Annotated in this window: 17 protein-coding genes; 4 read left to right on the top strand and 13 right to left on the bottom strand. The window is 50.2% G+C overall.

The features are described 5' to 3' along the window. The first annotated feature begins 402 nt into the window (after window positions 1-402). Genes R7Z47_RS21755 through R7Z47_RS21745 form a run of 3 tightly spaced genes read left to right on the top strand, consistent with a single transcriptional unit; the run spans window position 403 to window position 2,117 of the window. Window positions 403-1,386, top strand: coding sequence for a ParM/StbA family protein (locus tag R7Z47_RS21755; RefSeq protein ID WP_000077458.1), 984 nt, complete (start codon window positions 403-405; stop codon window positions 1,384-1,386). A 16-nt stretch (window positions 1,387-1,402) separates the two neighbouring features. Then, complete coding sequence (locus R7Z47_RS21750; RefSeq protein ID WP_000919078.1) at window positions 1,403-1,696, top strand: hypothetical protein; 294 nt, start codon at window positions 1,403-1,405, stop codon at window positions 1,694-1,696. Between the two features lies 1 nt (window position 1,697). Beyond that, on the top strand, window positions 1,698-2,117 hold the full coding sequence (locus tag R7Z47_RS21745) for an H-NS family nucleoid-associated regulatory protein (protein WP_000651490.1): 420 nt from the start codon (window positions 1,698-1,700) through the stop codon (window positions 2,115-2,117). Between the two features lie 59 nt (window positions 2,118-2,176). On the opposite strand, the gene R7Z47_RS21740 is transcribed toward R7Z47_RS21745, so the two are convergent. Genes R7Z47_RS21740 through R7Z47_RS21725 form a run of 4 tightly spaced genes read right to left on the bottom strand, consistent with a single transcriptional unit; the run spans window position 2,177 to window position 4,149 of the window. Further along, window positions 2,177-2,728 (bottom strand): FlhC family transcriptional regulator, encoded by a 552-nt coding sequence (locus R7Z47_RS21740; RefSeq protein WP_001020646.1) that lies wholly within the window; start codon window positions 2,726-2,728, stop codon window positions 2,177-2,179. After that, window positions 2,725-3,333: a hypothetical protein gene (locus R7Z47_RS21735; protein ID WP_000891157.1), complete on the bottom strand. Its 609-nt coding sequence runs from the start codon at window positions 3,331-3,333 to the stop codon at window positions 2,725-2,727. Before R7Z47_RS21735 ends, R7Z47_RS21740 begins: the two co-directional genes overlap by 4 nt. A gap of 10 nt (window positions 3,334-3,343) precedes the next feature. Then, a complete protein-coding gene (locus R7Z47_RS21730) occupies window positions 3,344-3,877 on the bottom strand; it encodes a transglycosylase SLT domain-containing protein (RefSeq protein WP_000790610.1) in 534 nt (177 codons plus the stop codon). After that, entirely contained in the window at window positions 3,877-4,149 is a 273-nt protein-coding gene (locus R7Z47_RS21725) for a transcriptional regulator (RefSeq protein ID WP_000356489.1), read from the bottom strand. The genes R7Z47_RS21730 and R7Z47_RS21725 overlap by 1 nt, the downstream gene beginning before the upstream one ends. 715 nt (window positions 4,150-4,864) lie before the next feature. On the opposite strand from R7Z47_RS21725, the gene R7Z47_RS21720 reads away from it, so the two are divergent. After that, complete coding sequence (locus R7Z47_RS21720) at window positions 4,865-5,227, top strand: hypothetical protein (RefSeq protein WP_000683483.1); 363 nt, start codon at window positions 4,865-4,867, stop codon at window positions 5,225-5,227. A 37-nt stretch (window positions 5,228-5,264) separates the two neighbouring features. On the opposite strand, the gene R7Z47_RS21715 is transcribed toward R7Z47_RS21720, so the two are convergent. The 9 genes from R7Z47_RS21715 to R7Z47_RS21675 all read right to left on the bottom strand — a co-directional run bounded on the left by R7Z47_RS21715 (window position 5,265) and on the right by R7Z47_RS21675 (window position 17,036). Then, complete coding sequence (locus tag R7Z47_RS21715; RefSeq protein ID WP_000534551.1) at window positions 5,265-8,879, bottom strand: conjugal transfer protein TraG N-terminal domain-containing protein; 3,615 nt, start codon at window positions 8,877-8,879, stop codon at window positions 5,265-5,267. 12 nt (window positions 8,880-8,891) lie between these two features. Next, the gene (locus R7Z47_RS21710; protein WP_000256129.1) at window positions 8,892-10,325 is read right to left on the bottom strand and encodes a conjugal transfer protein TraH; all 1,434 of its coding nucleotides are present in this window, start codon (window positions 10,323-10,325) and stop codon (window positions 8,892-8,894) included. A gap of 1 nt (window position 10,326) precedes the next feature. Then, on the bottom strand, window positions 10,327-11,343 hold the full coding sequence (gene traF / locus R7Z47_RS21705; protein WP_000749520.1) for a conjugal transfer protein TraF: 1,017 nt from the start codon (window positions 11,341-11,343) through the stop codon (window positions 10,327-10,329). 134 nt (window positions 11,344-11,477) lie between these two features. Next, window positions 11,478-12,989, bottom strand: a complete 1,512-nt coding sequence (locus R7Z47_RS21700; protein ID WP_000811656.1) for a UvrD-helicase domain-containing protein — start codon at window positions 12,987-12,989, stop codon at window positions 11,478-11,480. A gap of 8 nt (window positions 12,990-12,997) precedes the next feature. Further along, window positions 12,998-13,276: a hypothetical protein gene (locus R7Z47_RS21695; protein WP_000101263.1), complete on the bottom strand. Its 279-nt coding sequence runs from the start codon at window positions 13,274-13,276 to the stop codon at window positions 12,998-13,000. Further along, window positions 13,276-14,316 (bottom strand): DNA-binding protein, encoded by a 1,041-nt coding sequence (locus R7Z47_RS21690; protein WP_000101568.1) that lies wholly within the window; start codon window positions 14,314-14,316, stop codon window positions 13,276-13,278. Before R7Z47_RS21690 ends, R7Z47_RS21695 begins: the two co-directional genes overlap by 1 nt. Before the next feature lie 170 nt (window positions 14,317-14,486). Further along, on the bottom strand, window positions 14,487-15,362 hold the full coding sequence (locus tag R7Z47_RS21685) for a DNA replication terminus site-binding protein (protein WP_001097010.1): 876 nt from the start codon (window positions 15,360-15,362) through the stop codon (window positions 14,487-14,489). A 316-nt stretch (window positions 15,363-15,678) separates the two neighbouring features. Beyond that, entirely contained in the window at window positions 15,679-16,170 is a 492-nt protein-coding gene (locus R7Z47_RS21680; protein ID WP_000139717.1) for a hypothetical protein, read from the bottom strand. Then, window positions 16,167-17,036, bottom strand: coding sequence for a 3'-5' exonuclease (locus tag R7Z47_RS21675; RefSeq protein ID WP_000997323.1), 870 nt, complete (start codon window positions 17,034-17,036; stop codon window positions 16,167-16,169). Before R7Z47_RS21675 ends, R7Z47_RS21680 begins: the two co-directional genes overlap by 4 nt.

Below are 17,036 nucleotides of genomic sequence, written 5' to 3'. Positions count from 1 at the left end.
ACTAGGCTAACCCATCTTTGGAATTTGTCAAATTTCCCTCAATCTATCTGGAATCTTGATGCTCTTATTCTTTCACAGCCTCTTTACATATGAATCTATATTTAAAGATTCCAAATATATTGGATATGGCATCAAAGATTCCAAATGCCTCTTTACCACCGTCTCTCGATGCTGGAGGGCAAGCGGTTCTCGATGCGAGGGTAAGGTCTGTTTATCTGAGCCTATCCGTGCAGCGTTCCCATAGGTTCCCTTACTCAACGATCAAAAAGCCACCGAAAAGCAACCTATATGCCCCTTTTGGGCAATTACACAGGCCATCTGTCCCCGCTTTTAGCCTTATTCTCTATCCAACACGCGGCAAGCAATCGAAAAGCAATCTAAAAGCAATCTTTGGAGGATTTCATGAGTCAATTTGTTCTGGGTTTGGATATTGGTTACTCCAACCTGAAAATGGCAATGGGGTATAAAGGTGAGGAAGCTCGCACAGTCGTCATGCCGGTGGGGGCAGGTCCATTGGAACTGATGCCACAACAGTTAACTGGCGGTGCAGGGACCTGCATTCAGGTTGTGATTGATGGAGAGAAATGGGTTGCAGGCGTCGAGCCTGACCGATTGCAAGGATGGGAGCGTGAGCTTCACGGCGACTATCCTTCGACCAATCCATACAAGGCTCTTTTCTACGCTGCACTCCTGATGTCCGAGCAGAAGGAGATCGATGTGCTGGTGACTGGCCTGCCTGTTAGTCAGTACATGGACGTAGAGCGCAGAGAGGCGTTGAAATCTCGGCTTGAGGGTGAACACCAGATCACGCCAAAACGATCGGTAGCGGTTAAGTCTGTCGTGGTTGTACCTCAACCTGCCGGTGCTTACATGGATGTTGTAAGTTCAACCAAAGATGAAGACCTCCTGGAGATTATCCAGGGAGGAAAAACCGTTGTAATTGACCCTGGGTTCTTTTCTGTAGACTGGGTAGCTCTTGAAGAGGGAGAGGTCCGCTATCACTCATCTGGCACCAGCCTCAAGGCGATGTCGGTGTTGCTACAGGAAACGGACCGGCTAATTCAGGAAGACCACGGCGGTGCCCCTGGCATCGAAAAGATCGAGAAAGCTATTCGTGCCGGTAAGGCCGAAATCTTCCTCTACGGTGAAAAGGTATCGATCAAAGACTACTTCAAGAAAGCCTCAACCAAAGTCGCTCAAAACGCCTTGATCCCTATGCGGAAGTCAATGCGTGAGGACGGGATGGATGCTGACGTAGTTCTGCTGGCTGGCGGCGGTGCCGAGGCTTACCAAGATGCGGCCAAGGAGCTTTTCCCTAAGAGCAGGATCGTACTGCCCAACGAATCCGTGGCATCCAATGCCAGGGGCTTCTGGTTCTGCGGCTGATAGATAGGAGGTCGTTGTGGCTGGTAGCAAATGGGATGGAAAAATATCTAATCTGAACATATCGGAGCAAGCCTTTCCGGAGCTCTATCGTGAACTGTCCCAGATGCAGCATAAGGCGCGTAGTGATCGGCTCCGCGCCCTTGCTCTATTGGGTCTTTATTCTCTTCGATTTTCTGGCAACATTGGGTCTTTTGAGCAACAGAGTTCAGAGAGTCAACCTGCACAGCATCAAAATTCGCCAGTGCAGACTGACGCAAAACTGAACTCTCAACGTGATTCACTTAAAGGAAAACTGATGGGCTCCGTATGACATGAAAGACCACGAGGAGTTCTCTACGCTATCAGCGGCTGAACGTAGAGAGTTAATAATCGCAGAGTTAAAGCGTAAAAGCCGCATTCGCACCCTGTTGCGAGGACTCCCGTTAGATGAAGTTCGGGAGATCATTGACAGAATGAAGGGCGTTCTCAATGAACTGGAGGAAGAGTACAAAAAGCGAGAAGAAGAAGAAAAAGAAAAGCGAGCTCAGGCTGAGCGAATAATGAGCGACATGGAATCCTGCGGTGTGGACATCGGCTTGCTCAACGAAATGTTCACGAGCAGATCAGAACCTGATAATGCTAAATATTCAAAAGACGGAGTTTCGTGGAGTGGGCAAGGACGTCGCCCGGATGCTTTCAAGGGGTTGGGAGCTGTCGAGCTGGAGCGCTACCGTATCCCACAGAAGAAGTAAAAAAATGAGCGCCGCAAAGTTTGGGCGCTCATCTTCTGGTCCGAAATGTCATAGTCTACTCAAGCACACTCTTTCTCCCCACCACCATGCCTTCCTTGTTCTTTGCAGAACGGACATTCAACGCAGGTTCTTTGATTAACAGAGGTGAAGTACGTACACTTGCAGTTGTCGCACACCTCCAGCATTGCGTCCCCACTTCTCAGCTCCGAAGCAAGACACCAGGCATCAGTAATATCAAACGGAGCCCACCGAGCACCTTTCATTCCGGGCACTTCTTTGCGGATTGCGTGATACATTCTAAATGCCTTGTTCAAGGCTTTGATGTTCACAGACCGCAACACGGCTTCTCCACCAATGTTGAAGTAGAGCTGCATTAGAAGAGAGGCCTGTATCTTGGATGTGTGACTATGAATCAGTGTCGCACCACCCCGGAAAGTTCTGGATTTTCGTTCCAGAGTATATCCGTCCCTCTCCAGATCCTGGTAAAGCCGTCTGACCTGTTTGTAGGTCAGACCAGTCTCGATCATGATGATTTTTGTGATGTACCCAGCAAGGGCCATGTGTCGAGCTGTAACCCAGCGACCCAATGTACCAGAGTTGCCAATGTTCATCTCCACCTCCCACGTCCCTGTAGAGACTGTTGCAGTTTTTTCAATACCGGGTGTGTTAACTCTTCCCGGCTGTCATCGAGAATTTCTTCAATGATGCTCGGAGCAAAACGAAGCGTAAAATGCGTAACCGTTGTTCCAGACATGTGGCGCAACTGGCTGTCTGTTGCCTTAGCCACCAGCTCCGCAAGCTCTCTCGAAACCCCGAAAACTTCCTTTGCCATCTCCGGGTCTCTCGATGCGACGCGGTTAAATAGTAACCAGTAGGCAGCATCAAATTCATCAACACTATGGTTGATAAAAACTACAGGGTCGTAGTCGCCAGAGAGTCGCGTGATGATGTTCTGCTCTGCTGTTTCGAGTTTGAAAGAGATCAACACGCCAGAGGCCAGAGCTTCCAATTGGGAAGGTGTTGCCAGTGACAGCTTTTGAACGGTGTCCATGCCCAAAGAAAATTGTGAGGCCGCATCATCTGGACGTTCTTTTGCCAGAGTGGATAGCAGGTTCCACAATGTCAGATCGAACTCGTAGACGTTTCTATCAGCTTCTTCTTGATCGAGGTTGACGGCTCTTGCATCCCACGCACCAATAATATCCAGTTCCAACATTCCGCCCCCCTCACAAATCACGAAGGTTGCGATAGATAGCCAAGACTCGGCTACCATAGTTTCTGGCTCGGATTTCGTCTTCCCAGGCGTGATAGCGGCCAACGCCAAGCTCCAAGTCATTTGGAGATGACTGAATGGCTTCTGATAGCACCTCTGCCCCAACCATGACGTTGGTCTCTGGGTCGAGAAGATCTGCTGGAGAAGAAACTCTATGACCATTCCACCGGATGCTCACTTGCATAAACCCGACATCAATGGCACGACCGTACTGCTGCTGAAACTCAGCGAGCTTAGCCTTTGCCTGATCTTCCGACTTAGCATAGAAAGGAAGCCCAGGAACGCGAAGCGTCCAAGGCCAAGGACTTATAGAGCCATTACCTCTCCCTGATGCAGATTCGGCCAATGCGACCGAATACACTAGAAGAGGGTCGAGGTTATATGCTTTCGCTGCTTTGTCGAAGATGGTTCCGCTCAGGTCAATAGCATTCGCTGTTGATGAAAGGAGAGCCGCAGACAGAACTAGCGCCTTGGCTTTGTTCTTCATCAGCTTGCCTCCTTATGTCTGAGGGGTATTTCGTGTTCTTCGTCGTACCGCTCCGGCCAAATCTCAGACGGCTTCACACCCAAAGCTGTAGCTATCTCATGTTCCCAGCGTGGACTGGGCTTATAGAGTGCCGTAGACACCACCTGCCGAGATGTTTTGTGTTTTCTGCCCAATGCGGCCAGAGAAAGCCCCTGGATCTTGAGTTTGTACTTGATCCACTCACGTTTCTTCTCTGGGTCGCTTGGGATGTCTATCAATTGGCATTTATCCATTGTTTGCCACCCTTTAAACTGCGTTGTTAGCCATACAAAAAGTGCGTTATTCGATGAACGCTTTTAGAGTTCTTCTATTGTCACAAACTGACACATTTTGCGCCTTTACAAGCCCAAATAATGATGCTGTCAACAATAAAAAACCTTTAAAAACATACACTTAACTTTGTACCGACGGAACAAAGTTACAATACTTTTAGTAATCAATGGGATACGGATATTTTTGCGATAGTAATGGAAAGTGCGCCAAAAGAATGGCGGAAATAGCGCACGGGGAGTGCGGTATTTTGTGATATTAAATAGCGTTTAGGTATAAGTGATTTTAGGGATACAGCGAGGGCTGAAATTGCGAATACAGCAGGAGCTGAGGAGGGCAGGGAAGGCAAAGGCGCATCCCGACCACACAAGGATGATGGTGTTTACAGAAAGAGATATTTGAGAAAGAGAACTCTGCGGTGTTGCAGATGGGGACCAAAGCGTTAGCAATGGCCTATTCCATAGTGTATGCGATTTGTTTGACATGTTCAACTATGTAATGCTTTGTCAATAAACGCCTTGTTCCGTAAGGGCAAACTTTCACATGTGAAAGTTTGAGGGCAAATTCTAATCGAAGAAGTTGCCAATGGAATGGTTGTTTAGCAAAAAATAGTCAAACTTTCACAGTTGCATTTTTTGATGCCGTGGTAAACTGGAGGTAAAGAGTAAGGGGGTTGATATGAAACATGTGGTCAATATTCTTCTGCTGGGAATGGTGCTTCTGGGAATAGCCATGATGGCTGACACACCTTGGGGACTTGGTGTGGCGCTGGCTCCCTTCGGCGTTTGGGGTGCTCGTTTCCTATTTCTGGTTCACAAAAGCCTTTGGGCTGCTGTTATCTTTTGGGGAGGGATCGCTTACTTCCAGTGGCAAGTTGCTTTGGTTGTCGGGGCTCTGTTTGGACTAACGTGCTTTATCCGCGTTGCGCGGTCAGCATATAAAGAGGCACCACCTACCCGGCGCAGAAAAAAACAAACTGGTGGGTTTCAAGATTCCTATGATTTTGACCAGCGCTTCCATATTGGAGCTGGAGACGAATAAGGGGGCCTGCTGGCCCCCTTATTATTTGGTTGGTCTTTTAGAACCTTTGATTTGCTATGTTGTACCCCCTGACGGCAGTCAAATAGCTACCTGAACGGTCTCCAGCTTCCGTCGAGTTCTGCAATACGTTTACCAGCTTGTCCGTAAACTCTTCGTTTTGCTGAGAAAGAACAGGCTGACCTCCTTGCATCATCGGTGAGCCATCCGGGTTACGTTCTGCATACTCCATTTTCAGATTCTGAACAGCCTGGTTCATGCGACCTTCGTTTGTGTCAAACGATTCGGCATAAACAGCGGCTTGGGATTCAGTCAGCCCATAACGGCTTTGAGCGATAGACTGCATCGTTTCTTTGAACTCATCACCGTACTGGTTCATAAACTGCTGCGCGGCTCCACCACCAGCTTCTGCGGCAGAGGATAGCGCTGCTGCATAGAACGCGCCGCGTTCCTCAATGCTCATCCCTTTAGCGGCTTCCGATAGATCAGATTTACCAGTTAACCACTCCTTCGCTGCATCATAGCCGCTTGCAGCAGCTCCCATGACGTTGCGGCCAAGTTTAGCCATACCGACCATCGCATCACCGGCCCAGCCAAACTCCTCTTGCACGGCCTGGTCGCCGCGTTGAGTGGCCGCGATGAATTGGTCGCGTTGTTCAGGTGTCATCGTTCTCATTTGATCCATCGCTCTTGAGAACGCATCAGCGCCAGCTTGACCACCAGCAATGAGAGCTCCACCTGCTTGTTCAGCTCTGCGGCCCATCCAATCACTGGAGTTGTCCCACGCTCCCCACGCCGAAGCGCTCCAAGACATTTCCGGAAGCGAGTTCATAAGGTTATCTTGGGCTTTTTTCAGTTCAGGAGCAGATACATTTCGCTCTGTTTGCTGTGCTTGGTTATGAAGAGCTGACGTACCGGCTGCATGTTCATTTTGAACAAGGGGGCTATTCGTTGGTAACTGCCCAGCTTCTGATGCCGGATTAGTTCCAGCCATCCCAGCCACATTCTCCCGGAATCCGGTTGGGATGTTAGGTCCACTGCCTACAGCCCCTTGAACCTGACCTGGTAGGCCTTGAACATTCGGGCCTTCAATGCCGTTATTTCCGTAAGCATCACCACTAAATGCTCCGTTGCGACCGGACGCGGTATTGATCGCCTGTAGTGCGGCTTGATACCCGCCAAGCTCCTTACCCTGTTCGTAATTTTTGGAGTTGGTCATTGCTGTCATTCGCGCTGCTGCCTGGGCCACTTGAGGAGACATTCCGTAGGCTTGGTATCTTTGCTGTAGTGAAGCCGCCTCGTCTTTAACCGATTGCGGCGCGGCATTTCGGAAATAGTCATTCAGTTGGTTCATGGCCGCAGGGGTTTGTGCTACTGCACCACCGAGAGTTTTAAAGTCGGTATTAGTCATGGAGCCCATTTGGTTTTGGAGCTGACTCATTGTTGTGAAGGTGTCCGATGCAGACACCAGTTCAGAAGCGGACTTGGATAGGTTCTGGGATAAGCTATCGCCCCAGGTTTGCTTGAATGACTCGCTTCCAGAACGGCTGAAACCCTGCGCTAATTGATTTGTCAACGCCTGGCTATCGGTTTGCGAATAGCTCACACCCTTCATGAACTGGGACACATCACTCGCTGACCAGCTTGAAGAGTCTTGAGTTGATGACTCTGTTGCTCCCTTCGCTTGCGCTTTGATGTCCAGGACATCACTGCCGCCGCCTGATTCGCCATTACCACCAGCAGGAACTAGGGCTGTACTGTTTGATTTCACACCAGCAGCGGCCTTCATTGCTGCCCTGGCCTTGCCAACCATAGGCATAAGCATGGACGCAGCTTCGTCAACATCGAGTGTGCCCATAGCCTGCATGGCAAAAGCACCTTTGACAGCATCAGAGTGGCTATCATCCACCTGGAACTTATCCATGAAGTTCTTGGCTTGCTGGTTGATCAATTGGCTTTGAGCTGTGTTTTGCGACGAAACGTTGCGCCCGACATTGGAGAGTCTTGAATAGGCTTGATCCTGACTTACTCCATCAGAAAAACCTCGACCAAGAGTGCTTTGGAAAGCCTCCGATTTCTGACTTTGTAATGCCTGTGCGGAGCTCACGCCTGATGCCAAGGTGGAGCCAAGCGAGAAGGTACTGATCATGCTTTCTGCGCCGTTTGCAATCGCACCACTGAACTGGTTGTGATTGTACGCTGGCTGACTTTGCATAACCGGACCTTGCTTGAGTAGATCTGGCGTTTGCATCTTTTCGTCAACGTGGTCAGAACCACTTATTCTCGATGCCAAGCTGGTGAAGGCGTAGGTGCTACCTGTGACGATAAACAGGGAAATCACCGGAGTGGCCGCAGCCAACATGCCGCCGGTTGCAATCCAGTGTTGCAGAACATCTCCAGTTGAGGAAAGAGCGTACATGGAGTTGAGACCACCAGCACTGAGGCTAGACATCTCATTTGACGCGGCGGTATGAACAAACAGGTTTATAATTGAGAGGACTGGCATCCATAGCTGAATCCAGAGGATGGTTTGTACATATTTCCCGGCTAACTGGAGGCCGAAGCTGCCCATCACGATAATAAAAGCAATGATCGGGGTTATAGCATAAATAAAGCCTTCAAAGAACGTCAGCATTGGTCGGACGACGGTCATGAACATCGACTGCTCTGCGGCCCACTGTGTGTTCCGTTGCTGAATAGCCTGGTTGACCATCAATGCAGAGCCATAATCCTGGAGGTCCTGATAACGTCCTGCTGCGGCTTCATAATAGAGGGGCTCCAGAACGGCGGCTTTCAGATAGTCGATTGATGACGTAGTTGTGGCACCCATCGCTTGAAGCGAATCGGTCAGCTTCGTTAGAGCGTTGTCTCCAGTTGACGTGTCAATACCCAGTAGGCTGTTAAGAGCATCAACAACAACCGGGCTGCTTAGGTTGGCGGTTGCAGTGCTAATAGCCACCCATCCGTCAGTACATGTGTAGTCAGCGCCGTCAGGGTTTGCTGTAGACAAATACAACCTAGTTCCGTAGAGCTGTGAGTTGAATCGCAAAGCTGAGTCAGTTGAACGGTTCATCAACTCATCAAGGGACATTAGGTTGAGATCGACTTTGGTTAACGTGCATTCCCGAATGTAATTGTTCCAGGAACGCCTCACGTCAACATAGCCGCCTCCATTTGCTGAGTTAAGCGCAGTAAAAACTCCTGTGTCATAGGCTCGCCGTCTGACGTCATTCAACAGTTTCAGTGTTTCGGAAAAGTGGCTTTCCGTGACATTGGGTACGATTACCCCATATCCAGTTTCAAACAAATTGGTGATGGTGTATCCCACGTTGGATATGACACCTCCAGCAAAGCCTACCCCAATAGGGACATTGGCGACGACTCGAACCTGCCCTGTATAAGCGTCCTCGATAGTCACAGTTGTGGTTGGGCCGAAGAAACAGGCATATAGAATCCAACCTACCAGCACTTGCTGGAGGTTGATTTGCTTTGCGCCCTGAAAGACGGACTGAATACAGATCATCAAGACCCCAAGAAGCAGGCCAATACTGACCATCTTCTCGAAATCCCCGGTGCCGGTGATCATTGATACTGCAATCAGGATTTGCTCCAGAAAAGCAGAGTCACCGATAGAGTGGATTGAAAAAGATCCCATTCCAATAGCTCCTTAGTTCGTGCTAGGAGGATTGGACAAAGTTGCCAGCATGTATTTTTGCTTGCGGATGTTGTCCAGTAGGTTGTTGTATTTCTCAATTTGGCTTGCCAGATCGCCGTATTGAGAGGACAGGATTGTGTATTCAGCACGGATTTGCTGTTGCGATTGCGCGAGAAGCTCTAGTGCCTCTTTCTTGTAGGGTGATTTGCTGTTAGCCATCGCAATGCGAGCTGCGCGGAAGAACTCTTCCGAGAAGCTATACATCATGGTCAGGGCTATCGCTCCTGATGACTCTGTTGCGAACAGGTTAGCGCCGTCCTGTGAAAGGACAGACAAGTTACGAACAATGGTGCCAATCCCTCCGGGGAGGTTAGAAACAAAGGCCTTTTCTGGGTCGGTTAAGGTTCCAGAGTTCGTTGCGTATTTGTAGATCACACCAGGTGTAGAGCTTGTTCCTAACAGCATATCGGTGATCTGGTTCTTGATACCTTTGAGCACGACAGTTTTATTGCTGGAGCCAGCACTCAGGCAGTTGGTCGTATCAGAATCACAGGAATAGATCTCAACAGAACCGCCTGAAATCAGGTCTGACAAGGTGATCTTGTTACCTGGTAGGGTCGTCAGAGGGGTTGTTTTCGCACCAGTGCCGGTTGAGTTCGGGTCGTTTACCAGATCACCAATGATGACTGTGCCGGTTAAAGACATGATCGCTTCAAGAAGGGTGTTATCCCCGTACTGGAACCAGGTGTTGGCGTTGTTGCTCTTGAGTTGCTTCCAGACGATGTTGCCAATCATCTTGTTGTATTCGTCAGGTTTGTTGGCTTTCAGTTCTTCCAGAGGACTCTTGCCGCTGGTTTCCTGCTTGGACCCGAAGAAGTCTTCATACAGGCCGGAAGTTGTCGCGGTTATAGAAGCATCAGTTTTGTGTTTAAGGTCCATGCCGCTGGTTAGGTCGTTCACGAAACCTTGAGCGAGCTGGCAGGAGTTGCCCAGATGTTGGTTGAGCGCTTGCACTTTCTTCTGGAAGTTCTCTATCCACTTCGCTCCGTCCGGGAAAACGTTATCGAGCGCAAGCTGGAAGGCATAGCCCTTGGCGTTGGCTGCTACAGCCCGAAGGAGTTGGACAATTTGATCCGCGTTAATGAAGGAAAGCGAACCGCCGAACAGATCTACACCACCGCAACCAGCTTTCCATGATGGAGGGGCAAAGCTCACCAGGTTCTCGTCGAAGATTCGTGTCTTTGCAGTGAACCGGCCACCAGCTAAAACGCCACGTCGTTGGCTTTCATAAACCCCAGGTGGTGTTGTGTTGCTCATTTCATTGAAGAGTTTGTCCATCTGTGATTGGAGGCCGTTAGCGGCTATCGCCCCTGTCGGTGCCATGACGAGACTGGCCGCCACACTCAGGGCAAGCAGGCTCCTTTTTAATGTCTTGTGCGTGACCATCTTAGTTCTCCTGTAATTTGTCCCGGATGTACTTCATGAGTTGTTCCGGTGGCACAAAGTTGTCTTTATCACCGCTCGCTTGAGATAGCTGTTTGAGGTCAGAGCCCAGCTCTGGTGAGGCCAAGCGTTCGGCTATGTTGTTTTCCAGGTTGAGTACCGGACGTGTACGGTTAAACTCTTCGTCTGTGACCCAACCATTGCGTTTTGCTGCGACCAAAATCCTGTGATTCAGCTCAGGAAGAGACATTGGCCCTTGTCCTATAGGAGCGAACTGACCGTCTGGAGATGCGAGGTAAACAGCAGGGAAAGTTACGATACCAAGTTGTTTGGCATGGCCTTCATCGGTTTTGTAATGGGGGAAAAGCCCACTGGGGAGTGGTTTGCCGTCCATAGATACAGGAATGATCGAGAATCCTTCTCCTTGTTCCAACATCTTGATGAGCGGTGCTTGCAAGTCACTGTAGTCATCGTCGGACTTGTAGAAGAAGAATATCCCTACGCGTTCGGCTACGCTTTTGAGTAGCATGTTTTTGGCGTTACCAGCGTCACGATCAACTTGTTGTGAGGCAAACGTGGCAGCAGGACGTCGAGTAATTTCATCCAAGAAAGGATCACCTACGACCGCCAGCTCTGTAGCATCGGAAAATTGTTCAGAGCGATCTATCGCAAATCGTTGCAAGTAGAGAAACGTCCTGACGTTTTCAACGGTAGGATTGTTCCAAGCAAGGTCTTTGTACTTGGGTAAGTTTTCCCGGAACCATTCCGCTGAGAACATTTCTGGGCCGCTCGGAAGCGGAGCAGCAGGCTTAGGCTGTGTAGGCTTCGCTTCTGCCACAGGCTTTGGTTTGGGCTTTTCGGGTTTTTTCTCTGGTTCTTTGGGCTCTTCCTTGTACCAGAACCAACCCTCTTCCTTTCGCTCATAAAAACCAGGTCTTGTGCCATCTTGAGCCCAAGCCTGGTGTGATGCCCCCAGCGTGAGCGCTGCAAGGAGCAGTAAATTCAAAGGTGATTTTTTCATAGTCTCACGCACGTATTTTCCCATGCTCGATATGGTAGAGGTGGGAGGCGTGAAATTAGGCAGGTGTAAGCGCCCATTTAGGGCGCTTAGAGCGTTTTATTTGTCAACTTTCACATGTGAAAGAATTGACCAAACTATTTGGTCGTGTCCTCTTCAACTTCTGTCGCTTCTGCGGCCATCTTCATCTGCTTCTCGACCATGCGTTTTTGGGTGATGTAGCGGATAACCATCTCGACAGCGCTGTTCAACGCAAGGATTCGCATCGCTCTGGTGGATGCAACGTAGAGCAGGTTTATTTCATCGTCACGGGCCATTGGGTCGAGCTCTGGGTCCAGGACATCCGGAAAGTCGTCATAGAGCTGAACAAAGTCCCACTCCAACCCTTTGCACCGATGAGCTGTTGAGACCGTAATGTCAGCCCCAAACTCTTCTTTGACTGTATTGCGTCGTAGAGTGGTGAGTCGTTCAGGGATTTCATCGTAGCTGTTGATGATCTTGACAGCCCTCATCATCTCAGGGTCTTTGGTCGCCTTCGCTACTTCTTGATACTCGAAGTAGTCTTCATACTCATCAAGCAGTTTCTTATTCTTTACCCGGTCTGGCTCTGCCATCGAAAACCAGTACAAATCCTGGAGCTCATTGATCTGGTAAGCGTCGATTCCACCGACCCAGAATACCTGCGCTCCGGATTCGGTCGCAGAGAGCGCCGTCTCTATAACCCCCATGACGGTTCGGTGAAGTATTGCGCGGTGGCCCACGTCACCTGGTAAAAACATGAGTACCTGATCTGCTGGTCCCCGGCCAACAACAGGTCGTGTTTCACCTTTGAGTTCAAGAAGGGCGTTTGCCACCAGCGAAACGTTGGGGCCAAAGCGGAAGCTATGAGTGAGATAGAGTTGGTCGGCGTTCATGAGCTCTTTGCTATCAAGGGCGTTGTTTGCGCCTCTGAACCTATAGATCTGCTGGTGGCGATCTCCAACCAGGATTACCTTGCAGTTCTGCTGTAGGACGATGCTACTTGTTACGGGGTTAGCGTCTTGTGCTTCATCAAAAAGAATGGTGGTGTACCGGCGAGACAGATTCGGCATCCCGAGCTGATACTGTTTGAGGTAGCAATCGTGTACGGTCGGGAACGGATCTTGAACGTTTGTCATCCGTTTCCATATGAGCTCAGCACCTTCGACCACCTGGATTTGGTATCTCTCCTGTTTGGACGTAAGCACTTTACCCGTATCGGCGCGAGCAAAATGCGTATAAAGAATCCGCATGTCTGCACTACACATAAAGGCGTTGAGCGTATCGAGAATATCTTTGGCAAACGTCCAGTTCTTGGTATTCACCGCTTGGGCAATATCGGTGAGCCTTAGGTTGCCGGAGAGTTTGTGCTGGTAGCCCCTTCCTATAGTGGCGTAGGCAAGCTGGTGGGACGTTTTGCAGTCTACGTTTGCAGGAAACTTTTCTCTTGCCTCGTCGCGGATAGCCCTGTTGTATGCCAAGTAGAGGATACGTGAATCGAGGTTGTTGTGGGCGTACTTCACCAGTGTCGTGGTTTTACCCGTTCCAGCGTAGGCCTTAACGACAAGGCGAGGCCCTTTGTACTGAGTGATCAGTGATTGTTCTGGTGTGTCAGGAGGAAGTTGTTTCATGAGGCCCCCTACGACAAACACATCTGGAGAGTGATGCGCTTCTTTTGTGTCGAGAGGAACGTACTGATCCGCTTTTCTTCTCGGGGGAGGGATACTTCACAATCCAGATCTGTCCACCAGTCTGGGGCTTTACCTTGAGCCACCTCCGTAACCCAACTATGGAGACGGTGTAACCAGCGATAGTCGCCAATAGATGAGGTGGCTAGTGTCATAGCCTCCTCAATCTTGGTTTGAAGAGCCGCAGCTCTGTGTCGCCACTCTTCTGAATATTTAGCCTTTCGCGCCATCAGTTTTCCTCTTTCTTTTTCCCTCCCTTACCAGCTTTAGCGAGCTCTTGCTCCAACCCAGAAATTTTGGTCAGTGCATCATTGAGTCTTTGTTCGAGGCTCTTGGCCTGCTGGTCTTTTTCCTGCAACTGACCAGCCATCATGCCTTTGTCTTGAACAAGAGCGCGAGCTTCTGCTTCGGCGCTGGATAATTTGGCGTCCAGCTTTTCTACCTCTCCAGATAGGCGCTGGCACTCTCGTTCAGCGGATTCGCCATGAGCTTTGGCTGTGGCAAGGGAGTCCTGTGATTGGGCCAGTTTGGCCTGTACATTTTCGAGCTGCTCTTTCAACGATGTTTTTTGTTCCTGAGCGGCCCGGAGCTTTTCTGTCTGCTCTATACTCTTGCCTTTTTGCTCCTCCAACTCACCCTCTGTAGTTGCCAATTTTTGGCTCAAAGAGCGATTTTCGCTTTTAGCTTGCTCCAGGTGATCCTGTGCTCGGGTCAGATCTGCGGCTTTCGCCTCCAGCTTGCCCTCCAACTCAACGATCCGCTTTTCCAGCTTATCAATGTCAGCCAGTGAGCGTTCTAGCTCCGCAGACTTGAGGGATAGCGAGTTTTCTGCCTTACCAAGGGCCGCATCGAGCTCTGATTTTTTGTTGGTGAGAGCTTCAAGTTGTTCCTCCAGTAGCTCAGCCCGTTCGGTGGCATCATTTGCCATGTCCACGGCTTGCTGCATATCTTCCTGGTACTCAATTTCTTTCTGTCGTAGCAGTTCACGCTCGCGCTCAAGCTGTTCATCGGCGCTTGCTTTGGCTACCGTATAGATCTTCTGTAGGAAGAGCTCAGCATCGCTCATAACCGATTCTGGAAGGACTACCTCTACCAGCTCTTCATCGAGGGAGTGTTCCTCTGACCACTGTTTGAGATACGTTGAAATGGTGGTAAAGCTCCCCTTGCCAATGATGTCTCTGATAGCGATGACCGTTGGGCGTTTACCGGCGTCCTTGAGCTTTTGGGCCGCAGCCGCTACATCGTCAAACTCAACCAATTTTCTTGCCATGAGAACGTTCCTTTTAATTTGTAATGTTTACGATAATTACGATAATTACGATAATTACGATAATACGGTAATTATCATAATTATATATCATGCTGCTGTCGATTGGAATTGTTTGTGTGGGACAAAGCCCTTCCGGCTGCGGAAAAGCCTTGTTACGCGGTCACGCTGATTCATCCAGGGAAGGATTCGATAGTGACTCCACCGAAGGTGCCAAGGATTTCCGATGCCGCTTTATCAGATCGAGTTTTGCGTTGTTCTGAGGCGTCAAAGTTACGAAGCAATTTGAGCTGAACATCCTTATCCTGGAGCACGATCAGGGGCATTGGCGCGGTAACGGTTTTGAGTACCCCTGCGGCCATGACGTTTGCCACCGGTTGAACCTTTACTTCCCTTCGCTCCCGGAGATAAGGCTCCGGGGTGCTGGCGATCTTCTGGATAAGCTGCTCCAGGGGAAGTTGATAGTCTGGCCCAGATCGCTCCAGCTCCTCTCTGATGCGTTGCAAAAGCTCCTCTTTTACGGGCTTCTTCAAGGAGTCCTTCCGTTGCCAGGTGAAGCGGATAGAGTCGATGTCGCCATTGGTATAGCACCGAATTTGTCTGTAAAGGTGGAGAGTCATGACACCAGGGCAGTCCGCTCGAAGTGCTTCAAACCTCTCTTGCCTGGTGGGGTACGTCGAGATAATGAACTCCTCGATACCAGCTTTGGCCGCGTTGATGCGTTCAACCGTCGCCGCAATTTCGTCAGCTACACCAATCCTGGAAGGGGAGAACCAGAGTACCCCCACGGTGCGCCTGGCAGACTTCTGCGAATAGTCTGGGTTGATGTGAAGATCTCTGTAGCTGTGCGCTGCCAGCTCAAGAGCTTCGCGCCCAGTTTGTTCAGTTACGACAATCTTGTTGACGGGCTCGTTCTCCATTCCTTTTCCGGTAGGAGGGATGGCCGCAACTTTTGCGTACCGTGGCGGTAGTCGTTTGATAAGAGAGGACAGGTTCGTTAAGTCGCGGCACATGGCCGAGAATTGTTCTGATATGAAGTTTTTAGCCATGCTGCCGCCTATGTGTGGGTTTGTTCTAACAGTTCATTGGTTACATAGTAGACAGATTTAGACCATCATGCAACGAGGGGGAGGGGCAAGAATACGCCTCCGCTTCGCGTCGGCGGGTGCCCTGTTTGACCTTCGTGTGTGAGATTAGATTGAGAAAGAGAGAGAAAAAGAGAGAAAGAAGAAAAGCGCGGGGCAAGCCAGAAATGTGGCTGAGGGGGACTGCTGGGGTGGGGCTGGCACCCTCTATACCCCACTTTGCATGATGGTCTAACTTTGTGGTTATAGGACGACTTTTAGAGTGCCTAGATTTGCTCGATTAGGACAAATTTCGGTCCATCCACGCTGATTGGCGTAGCAGCGCGATGGCATCAGAAGGGGTAACTTTCCATGCGTTGGAAAGCTGGCGAACTGCGAAGACTGCGAGCTCCATTCGGTCGTCATCATTGATGAAATTCTGGAGCTGGTTTCCTCGCTCACTAAGGATGATCGCAACACCGGCCTTGCCGTTGTTGTAAACCGCAAAGCTCTTATTCTTCGCGTCGCCGTGATAGGAACCCTCAGCCTTGCTACGCAAACCAAAGAGAACGCTGCAAAACGCCGTCAGTTCGCCGCGAGTGAGCTGCACCGTGATCTTGCTTTTCCAGTCTGGGCTGGACCCCGATGCCCTGATCGGCGCAATCTCGATGCTGACCGTAGGATATTCACCTCTGGTTAGCGTGTGTTGCACATTCAGGCCGGTGCGTTTCGCGGGGTCCTTCTGCCAGTCTGAGAAAAATTTGAGACTTTCGCCGTAGGATTGTTCTGTCATTCCAAATTACCTTTGCTTTGAAGCTCCTGGAGCTGGACCACGAGGTCACGTTGGACTTTGGCTATCTCTGTCACCAAGTCGGCGGTGGCAATAGCGTCGGTCGCTGCTGAATGGGCTCGACCTTTCCAGCTCACACCTGCCTCGCAGGTGGCATCCGCAAGTGAGATTGTGCCGTGCCGGTTGGTTGAGCCAAAGGCATCAGCCGCCAGCTTCATCGCGCACAGACAGTTCTGCTCTTGCCACCAAGAGAGTTGGTCTCCAAATGCACTGGCTGTTTGCCTCAACATCCTACTGTCGAAACTGGAGTTAAATATCACCAGATGACGGCCCGACAAAAGCCGGGCGAGAGCTGGCGCAACTTGAGTCCACGTAGGCTCATTCGACAGCTCAGTCTCGGTGATGCCATGAACACCCATTGCCTGAGGGTCTATTTCCACGGTTGGCCGTAATCTGGTGCAGAGGAGAACCGCGCCTCTGATGTCAGTAACAGCCAGCTCGATCACCTGGTCTCTTTCACCAAGTCCGGTCGTCTCGGTATCGAGAACCAGAGGTTCCAGAGCGACCCACCTTTGTGCCATGACAGAGGCCTTTGCCAGGTTGCTACGCATTCTTGCCTTGACCGAAAGGATGGATTGCGCCCTTATTTGCTTTTGTGATGCCGGTGAACAACCCCTTCTCCGCATTGGTTGGCAATCTGCTATCCGGTACACTCCAAATTGGCCACCATACCCGTTTTTGTAGAACGAAACTGGCTCTACTCCTGGCTTAGGCTTCATCCTAAATTCGTCCCTGAGCCGTCCTTTTGAAAAGCACCTATCGGCTTTCATGGCTTCGGCTCTGGCAAGTTCGAGTTCTTCATCATTCAT

Source organism: Vibrio sp. 1641, assembly GCF_033339995.1.
GTDB lineage: Bacteria > Pseudomonadota > Gammaproteobacteria > Enterobacterales > Vibrionaceae > Vibrio > Vibrio alginolyticus.
This window is presented reverse-complemented; position numbering and strand designations above follow the sequence as displayed.